Consider the following 4,710-nt stretch of genomic DNA (forward strand, 5'->3'; position numbering starts at 1 on the left):
CCGGCGGGATGAGCGCGCTGCCGCGCCCGCCGTTCGCGTCGGCGACGCCGGCGGACCGGCGCGGGCGGCCGTTGCGCGACCTGCGCCTGTCGGTGATCGAGGCCTGCAATTTCCGCTGCGGCTACTGCATGCCGGCCGACAAGGTGCCGGATGATTACGGCTTCGACGCCGCATCGCGGCTGTCGTTCGCGCAGCTGGAGACGGTGGCCCGTGCCTTCGTCCGCAACGGCGTCAACAAGCTGCGCCTGACCGGCGGCGAACCGCTGCTGCGCCGCGATCTGCCCGAGTTGGTGCGGCGGCTGGCGCGCATCCCCGGCGTGGACGATCTGGCCATGACCACCAACGGCGCGCTGCTGGCGCGGCATGCGCAGGCCTTGCGCGAGGCCGGCCTGCGCCGGGTCACGGTCAGCCTGGATGCGATCGAGCCGGCGGTGTTCCGGAAGTTGTCCGGCGACCGTGGCGAGATCGCGCAGGTGCTGGAGGGCATCGACGCGGCGGTCGCGGCCGGGCTGGGGCCGGTCAAGCTCAATTGCGTGGTCCAGCGCGGCATCAACGACGACCAGGTGCTGCCGTTGCTGGCGCATTTCCGCGGCAGTGGCCACGTGCTGCGCTTCGTCGAATACATGGACGTCGGCACCTGCAACGCCTGGCGCCGCGAGCGGGTGGTGCCTGCTGCCGAACTGCGCGACCGCATCGCCGCCCGCTGGCCGCTGCAGGCGCTGGCGCCGCACTACCCGGGCGAGGTCGCCGCGCGCTATGCGTTCGCCGATGGCGGCGGCGAGATCGGCTTCGTGACCTCGGTCAGTGCGCCGTTCTGCGGCGATTGCCACCGCGCCCGGGTCTCGGCCGACGGCCATCTCTACACCTGTCTGTTCGCGGGCGAGGGCACCGATTTGCGGCCAGCGCTGGCGGGGGGCGAGGAGGCGCTGGCCGAACGCGTGCGTGCGCTGTGGGAACGCCGCGACGATCGCTACAGCGAACTGCGCGGCGCGGCGACCGCCACGCGCGGCAAGCACGTCGAAATGTTCCTGATCGGCGGTTGAGCCATGGACGCCGCCGTGCAACGTGCGCTGGTCGCGCTGGAACTGGAATTGCTGGAACCGGCGGTGCGTGCCTCAGCGGCGCGCGTGGCGGAACTGCTCGACGACGCCTTCGTCGAGTTCGGTGCCTCCGGCCGCTGCTTCGACAAGCCGGCGGTGCTCCAGGCGTTACCGGCTGAGTCGGGCGCATTTCGCTACTGTGCATTCGACATCGATGTGCAGCTGCTGGAACCGGAGTTGGCGCACCTGCGTTATCGCAGCGAGCGCAGCGGCGGTGGCGAGCCGCCGCGGCAGGCGCTGCGCAGTTCGCTTTGGCGGTATCGCGACGGCCAATGGCGCATGCTGTTCCACCAAGGCACGCCGATCCCCGGCGGCGCTTGAAGATCGCGCCGTGGGAGCGGCAGCGCAATCCATGACCAAGAAGACCTCCGCCACGTCCGCGCGCGCCGCCGCGCCGGCGCTGACCCATTTGGACCCGCAGGGATTGCCGACCATGGTCGACGTCTCCGCCAAGGCTGCCACCGCGCGTGTGGCGGTGGCCGAGGCGCAGGTGCGCTTTCCCGCGGCCGTGGCCGCGCAGTTGCGCGCCGACGCGTTGCGCAGCGCCAAGGGCGGCATCGTCGACACCGCGGTGATCGCCGGCACGATGGCGGTCAAGCGCACCCACGAACTGATTCCGTTCTGCCATCCGTTGCCGATCGACGGCTGCCGCTTCGCCATCGACTGGCGCTCGCCGCAGGTGCTGGGCATCGAATGCACGGTGCGCACCGTGCACCGCACCGGCGTGGAGATGGAGGCACTGACCGGCGCCAGCGTCGCCGCGCTGACCGTCTACGACATGTGTAAGGCGCTGACCCACGCGATGACCATCGGCCCGGTGCGGCTGGTCGGCAAGCGTGGCGGCAAGCGCGACGTCGGGAGCGTGGCATGAGCGTCCAGGTGAGCGTGCTGTACTTCGCCAGCCTGCGCGAGGCTGCGGGCCTGGAGCGCGAACAGGTGCGCACCGATGCGCCCGACCTGCGCGCGCTGTATGCCGAACTCGATGCCCGCCATGGCCTGCGCTGGCCGCTGGATCGCTTGCGGGTGGCGGTGGACAGCGCCTTCGTCGGCTGGGACGAGGCGGTGCGCGACGGCAGCGAAGTGGTGTTCATTCCGCCGGTTTCGGGAGGCTGAGCCATGTCCACCGAACCGCGTTTCCGGCTGGCCGACCACCCGCTCGACATCGCCACGCTGCGCGCCCCGCTGGCGCACGCCCAGGCAGGCGCCTATGCCAGCTTCGAAGGCTGGGTGCGCGACCACAACGACGGCCGCGCGGTCGACGGCCTGCACTACGAGGCCTACGCCGCACTGGCCGAGGCCGAAGGCCAACGCATCGTCGACGAGGCCCTGGCCCGTTTCGCCATTCTCGACCTGCGTTGCGTGCACCGCGTCGGCGAACTGGCGATCGGCGACCTGGCGGTGTGGGTCGGTGTGGTCGCCGCGCACCGAGGCGCCGCCTTCGACGCCTGCCGCTACGTCATCGACGAGGTCAAGGCGCGCGTACCGATCTGGAAGCGCGAACGTTATCGCGACGGCGATGCGGGGTGGCTGCATCCGGAGACGCAGGCGTCGCAACCCGAGTAGCGGCGCGCGCGATCAGGCGTTGATCGTGTCTTCGTACAGAAGGGTGATAACCCCGCCGGCTGACCGCGCCAGGCATAGCCTGCCGCCGCAAGGATCTCTGTGCCGTCGCCACGGCCGGAACGAATGACACGCCGGGGTGGCTGTTGCTTTCTTATAGGCGCAGCCGCTGCCTGCGATCGAGGCTGATCGTTCATCGTCGTAGAAGGGTGGTAACCCCGCCGGCTGACCGCGCCAGGCATAGCCTGCCGCCGCAAGGATCTCTGTGCCGTCGCCACGGCCGGAACGAATGACAGGCCGGGATGGCTGTTGCTTTCTGCAGGCGCAGCAACTGCTTGCGATCGAGGCTGATCGTTCGTCGTCGTAGGAGGGTGGTAACCCCGCCGGCTGACCTCGGCGCCCGCGTCGATCGATACCGTTGCTGCCTTCCGGCCCTGGCGGGGTTTTCGACCTAGCGTCGCGAGGGGCCGACGGGGCCACCATAGAGACGAAACCGCGCCAGTGGCGCGGTCTTTCCCTTTGAGTCTTACGCCAACGGCGAAGCAACTCTGCGAGGGAAGCGCAATTCAATCTGGCGGAGAGAGGGGGATTCGAACCCCCGAAGCGCGGTTTAGACGCTTACACACTTTCCAGGCGTGCTCCTTCAACCACTCGGACACCTCTCCGGGTCTTGCGCGGGCCATGCGGTCCGGGCAAGGGCGGGAATTCTAGCCGTCATGGCCGCCGTTCACAAGGCGAATCGCGGCCGCCGCGCTGACCGGCGTCACCTTTGCCCTGTTCATCGTCGCAGGCAGCCCTGCGCCAAAGGTCGGCGCGCGCGTGATGGCGGATGACCGGGCGACTGAACGATCGCGATGGCCCGGCGTGGCACAATGGCGGTTCAGATGAAGACGGTCGCCTGATGTCCTATCTCGTTCTCGCCCGCAAGTGGCGCCCCAAGCGTTTCGCCGAGCTGGTGGGGCAGGAGCATGTGGTCCGCGCGCTCACCAACGCGCTGGACAGCGGCCGGGTGCACCACGCCTTTCTGTTCACCGGCACCCGCGGCGTCGGCAAGACCACCATCGCGCGCATCTTCGCCAAGTCGCTGAACTGCGAGCAGGGCACCAGCGCCGACCCGTGCGGCCAGTGCGCGGCCTGCCTGGACATCGACGCCGGCCGCTACATCGACCTGCTGGAGATCGACGCCGCGTCCAACACCGGCGTGGACGACGTGCGCGAGGTGATCGAGAACGCGCAGTACATGCCCTCGCGCGGCAAGTTCAAGGTCTACCTGATCGACGAAGTGCACATGCTCTCCAAGGCGGCGTTCAACGCGCTGCTGAAGACCCTGGAAGAGCCGCCGGAGCACGTGAAGTTCCTGCTCGCCACCACCGACCCGCAGAAGCTGCCGGTGACGGTGCTGTCGCGCTGCCTGCAGTTCAACCTCAAGCGCCTGGACGAGGAGCAGATCCAGGGGCAGATGACCAAGATCCTGGCCGCCGAGCAGATCGAGGTGGATGCCTCGGCGATCGTGCAACTGGCCAAGGCCGCCGACGGCAGCCTGCGCGACGGCCTGTCGCTGCTCGACCAGGCCATCGCCTATGCCGGCGGTGCGCTGCGCGACGACGTGGTGCGGACGATGCTGGGCACGGTCGATCGCACCCAGGTCGGGGCGATGCTGGACGCGCTGGCCGATGCCGACGGGCAGCGGCTGCTGCAGGTGGTGGCCGGCCTGGCCGAGTTCTCGCCCGACTGGGGCGGGGTGCTGGAGGCGCTGGCCGAGGCCCTGCACCGCATCCAGGTCCGGCAACTGGTGCCGGGCGCGGCCATGCCCGCGCTGGACGGACTGGACCCCGCACCGCTGGCCGAGCGCCTGCGGCCGGAGATCGTGCAGCTGTGGTACCAGATGGCGCTGAACGGGCGCCGCGACCTGTACCTGGCGCCGAGCCCGCGCGCCGGGTTCGAGATGGCGCTGCTGCGCATGCTGGCGTTCCGGCCGATGGGCGCCGCGGCGCTGCCGGCCGGCACCGCGACCGCTGCGGCAGCGCAAGGACACGGCACTGCGCCGGCC

6 protein-coding genes, 1 tRNA gene and 1 other RNA gene are annotated in these 4,710 nt (G+C 70.0%); 6 read left to right on the forward strand and 2 right to left on the reverse strand.

Features of this window, described 5'->3' with window-relative positions; translation table 11 throughout:
• Positions 1-8: 8 nt before the first annotated feature.
• From moaA to D588_RS0110175, 5 genes are read left to right on the forward strand one after another with little or no spacing between them, the layout of a single operon-like run.
• Positions 9-1,043 carry a GTP 3',8-cyclase MoaA gene (gene moaA / locus D588_RS0110155; RefSeq protein WP_017915898.1) on the forward strand — a complete coding sequence of 345 codons (1,035 nt, stop codon included), beginning with the start codon at positions 9-11 and terminating at the stop codon, positions 1,041-1,043.
• A gap of 3 nt (positions 1,044-1,046) precedes the next feature.
• A complete protein-coding gene (locus D588_RS0110160) occupies positions 1,047-1,421 on the forward strand; it encodes a nuclear transport factor 2 family protein (protein WP_017915899.1) in 375 nt (124 codons plus the stop codon).
• Between the two features lie 31 nt (positions 1,422-1,452).
• Positions 1,453-1,971 carry a cyclic pyranopterin monophosphate synthase MoaC gene (moaC, locus tag D588_RS0110165; protein ID WP_017908888.1) on the forward strand — a complete coding sequence of 173 codons (519 nt, stop codon included), beginning with the start codon at positions 1,453-1,455 and terminating at the stop codon, positions 1,969-1,971.
• Entirely contained in the window at positions 1,968-2,213 is a 246-nt protein-coding gene (locus tag D588_RS0110170) for a MoaD/ThiS family protein (protein WP_017915900.1), read from the forward strand. Before moaC ends, D588_RS0110170 begins: the two co-directional genes overlap by 4 nt.
• A 3-nt stretch (positions 2,214-2,216) precedes the next feature.
• Complete coding sequence (locus D588_RS0110175) at positions 2,217-2,663, forward strand: molybdenum cofactor biosynthesis protein MoaE (protein ID WP_017915901.1); 447 nt, start codon at positions 2,217-2,219, stop codon at positions 2,661-2,663.
• A gap of 374 nt (positions 2,664-3,037) precedes the next feature.
• Here D588_RS0110175 and ffs read toward each other — a convergent pair.
• Together ffs and D588_RS0110180 are read right to left on the reverse strand one after the other, a co-directional pair.
• Positions 3,038-3,134, reverse strand: an RNA gene (gene ffs / locus D588_RS26605) — signal recognition particle sRNA small type.
• A 98-nt stretch (positions 3,135-3,232) separates the two neighbouring features.
• Positions 3,233-3,325: transfer RNA gene (locus D588_RS0110180), tRNA-Ser, on the reverse strand.
• A 236-nt stretch (positions 3,326-3,561) separates the two neighbouring features.
• On the opposite strand from D588_RS0110180, the gene dnaX reads away from it, so the two are divergent.
• On the forward strand, positions 3,562-4,710 hold a 1,149-nt coding region (gene dnaX / locus D588_RS0110185), incomplete at its 3' end, for a DNA polymerase III subunit gamma/tau (protein WP_026143564.1).

It is taken from the genome of Xanthomonas sp. SHU 308 (assembly GCF_000364645.1).
Lineage (GTDB): Bacteria > Pseudomonadota > Gammaproteobacteria > Xanthomonadales > Xanthomonadaceae > Xanthomonas_A > Xanthomonas_A sontii.